The 2,907-nt window shown below is 65.4% G+C and carries 5 protein-coding genes; 1 reads left to right on the forward strand and 4 read right to left on the reverse strand.

The features are described 5' to 3' along the window. Together EN780_RS31185 and EN780_RS31190 are read right to left on the reverse strand one after the other, a co-directional pair. Positions 1-366 (reverse strand): RidA family protein (locus tag EN780_RS31185; protein ID WP_133372796.1); only part of this gene is annotated, 366 nt, incomplete at its 3' end. 33 nt (positions 367-399) lie between these two features. Then, positions 400-897 (reverse strand): GFA family protein, encoded by a 498-nt coding sequence (locus EN780_RS31190; protein ID WP_128276195.1) that lies wholly within the window; start codon positions 895-897, stop codon positions 400-402. 88 nt (positions 898-985) lie between these two features. On the opposite strand from EN780_RS31190, the gene EN780_RS31195 reads away from it, so the two are divergent. Beyond that, positions 986-1,309, forward strand: a complete 324-nt coding sequence (locus EN780_RS31195) for a TfoX/Sxy family protein (RefSeq protein ID WP_128276196.1) — start codon at positions 986-988, stop codon at positions 1,307-1,309. A gap of 3 nt (positions 1,310-1,312) precedes the next feature. On the opposite strand, the gene EN780_RS31200 is transcribed toward EN780_RS31195, so the two are convergent. Together EN780_RS31200 and EN780_RS31205 are read right to left on the reverse strand one after the other, a co-directional pair. Next, complete coding sequence (locus EN780_RS31200; protein ID WP_128276197.1) at positions 1,313-2,230, reverse strand: pseudouridine-5'-phosphate glycosidase; 918 nt, start codon at positions 2,228-2,230, stop codon at positions 1,313-1,315. A gap of 40 nt (positions 2,231-2,270) precedes the next feature. Next, on the reverse strand, positions 2,271-2,907 hold a 637-nt coding region (locus EN780_RS31205), incomplete at its 5' end, for a PfkB family carbohydrate kinase (protein WP_128276198.1).

Consider the following 2,907-nt stretch of genomic DNA (forward strand, 5'->3'; position numbering starts at 1 on the left):
GTTGTAGCTGCAGTGCTTCGGGCAATGTTCGGCGAAAAATTCGTCCATCACGTCCATGCGGAAATTGGGTGAGCTGAGGACGCCGCCGGTCGGAAACGGTCCCTTGACGTAAAACGTCACCTTGACCAGATGATCGAGCGAACTGCCCAGTTCCTCCAGATCGGACTTGATGTTGGCAAGGATTGCGCGCCATTGCGCGGCAGGGTCGCCAATGGCGCCGCCCTGGTGTTTCGACGGATCGTAGTCGTCGACCGTGGCCGTGTTGCCGCACAGAAAAACATAGCCTTTGGCGTCGGTGACGACGGTGCCCTTGCCCCACGGCATCAGCCGGTCGCCTTTGAATTTCTTGTGCGTAGTCAGGTTCATTGTTGCCTCCTGTCGGATAGGCAATGCCTCTTCCTAGTCCACCCACATGCCCGTGCGCTTGTGCCACTCGGCAATCGATTCTTCGGGATAGACGTCGAACACCTTGTCGTTCCTGCCGACCACCGGCTCGACCCAGTTCGCCTTGTATTTCAGCATCAGATGCACCTTTTCCGGCGGTACCGGCAGCTCGCTGTCGATCGCCGAGGCGAAGGGATGCACCAGATCCGGCCAGGTCGGGTCGTAGAGCCAGAGGGCCGAACCGCATTTGCGGCAGAAATTGCGCTCGCCGGTAGAAACCTCGCAATGCGGATGCTCGTCATCCTCGATCTCGGCCTGGTAGACGCCGAGGCTGCGCTTGCCCCTGATGTTCAGCGTCTCGTAGTCGGCGCCGAGATTGATGGCGAAACCGCCGCCGCCCTGCTGCTTGCGGCAGATCGAGCAGTAGCAGAGCATGAACGGTACCGGCGTGTGGCTTTCCACTTCGAAGCGGACGGCATTGCACCGGCAGGATCCTTTCAGCAGCAGCGGCATGGCAAACTCCCGTGGCTGGTCCTCAACTTGTCAGCATGGTTTTGGTTGCGGCGATGACAGGATCAGGCCGCGATGCCATGATCGCAGCATGGACAATGAACGCATAGAGGAGTTGTTCGACAGCCTCGGCCCGATCAGCATCAGAAAACTGTTCGGCGGCAAGGGCATCTATTGCGACGGCGTCATCGTCGCCATCGTGCTGCGCGGCGAGCTGAAGCTGAAGGCCGACGAGCAAAGCGTGCCCGATTTCGAGGCCGCCGGCTGCCAGCAGTGGACCTACACCGGCTCCAGGCATGGCAAGCTGGTTGCGATGCCCTATTGGAGTATTCCCGACAGCGCCTTCGACGACCCCGACGAGATGGCGGTCTGGGCGCGCCGCGCCTATGAGGCGGGGCTGCGGGCGGGAAAGTAGACGCTACAGCGCCTTGGCGATCCTGGCCGCCAGCCGCGCATTGTTCTCGACCAGAGCGATGTTGGTCTTGAGGCTGCGGCCGCCGGTCAGTTCGAGGATTTTCGACAGCAGGAACGGCGTCACCGCCTTGCCGCTGACGCTGAGCGCCTCCGCCGCCTTCTGCGCCGCCTGGATGTAGCCGTCCATCTCCTTGGCCGGGATCTCCGCGTTCTCCGGCACCGGGTTGGCGATCAGTATGCCGCCGCCGAGGCCCAGCGCCTGCCGCGTCCGGTAGAAATGCGCAATGTCCTCCGGCACATGCAAGGTGAGCGGGGCGCGGAACGGCGAATGCCTGGACCAGAACGCAGGCATCGTCTCGCAGCCATGGCCGACGACCGGCACGCCGCGCGTCTCCAGCACTTCCAGCGTCTTTTCGATGTCGAGGATTGCCTTGGCGCCGGCCGACACCACGATGACTGGCGTCCGCGCCAGCTCGTCGAGGTCGGCCGAGATGTCGAAGCTCTTTTCAGCGCCCTTGTGCACGCCGCCGATGCCGCCGGTGGCGAACACCTTTATCCCGGCCATATGCGCGGCGATCATCGTCGCGGCGACGGTGGTGCCGCCGGTGCGCGCTTGCGCGACGGCAAAGCCGATATCGGCGCGCGACAGTTTCATGGCGTCGCCGGTCATCGCCAGCGATTCGCGCTCGCCGTCGGAGAGGCCGATCTTGATGCGGCCGGCGACCACCGCGATCGTTGCCGGTACCACGCCATTGTCCAGGATGATCTTCTCGACATTGGCAGCCATGGCGCCATTGTCCGGATAGGGCATGCCATGGGTGATGATGGTGCTTTCCAGCGCCACCACCGGCCGCCCGGCGGCGAGCGCCTCCGCCACCGGCGGGGGGATGTCGATGAAGGGGCGGGCGGTTTCGGGCGTCATGATGGTCTCCAATCCGGAGCGTGCGGCGCTCCGGCCGCCCTCATGCCACTTCCAGCGCCCCCGGCACAAGGGCCAGCATTTGCGCAAAGTTGGCAGCGCTGAAGGCGGGCACCGCCTCGGTGCTTTCGATGGCCAGGATGGAGGCGGCAATGCCTTCGCGCAGGGCCGCGCGCAGCGGCAGGCCATTGAGCAGAGCGGCGACCGTCGCGCCGGTCAGCGCATCGCCCGCGCCGGTGACGTCGGCGATCCTACGCGGGGCGGGCGGGGCGATGGAGAACAGGCCCTCGCCGTCGAAGCCGAGCACCGGCGCGCCGACCAGATCGTGGCCATTCGCATCGTCGCCTAGGCCGGCGAGGGCGCCGGCCTCGCGCCGGTTCATGAACAGCACGGCAAGGCTGCCCAGCACCGGCGCCAGCCGCACCACCTTGGCTGGCGAGATGGCGATGGCGAAGACCGGCTTGCCGGCGGCTTGCGCCACCAGCCGTTCCAGCGCCGCGGACGGCAGGTTCGCGTCGCATAGGAGGGCATCGGCGGAAGCGATCGCCTCGCGCACCTTGGCGCGGCGGATCTGCTTGGGGAAGGCGAGGTCGTAGAGCGCCATGTCGGCAAAGCCGACTATCAGCTCGCCGTCGCGGTCGATCAGCGCCGTGTAGCTCGGCGTCGTGCGGTCCAGGAAC

The organism is Mesorhizobium sp. M4B.F.Ca.ET.089.01.1.1 (assembly GCF_004022605.1).
Lineage (GTDB): Bacteria > Pseudomonadota > Alphaproteobacteria > Rhizobiales > Rhizobiaceae > Mesorhizobium > Mesorhizobium abyssinicae.

Excerpts from the sequence above, each read along its gene's own strand:
- EN780_RS31190 (WP_128276195.1), bottom strand. The coding sequence starts at position 897 with ATGCCGCTGCTGCTGAAAGGATCCTGCCGGTGCAATGCCGTCCGCTTC.
- EN780_RS31195 (WP_128276196.1), top strand. The coding sequence starts at position 986 with ATGGACAATGAACGCATAGAGGAGTTGTTCGACAGCCTCGGCCCGATC.
- EN780_RS31200 (WP_128276197.1), bottom strand. The coding sequence starts at position 2,230 with ATGACGCCCGAAACCGCCCGCCCCTTCATCGACATCCCCCCGCCGGTG.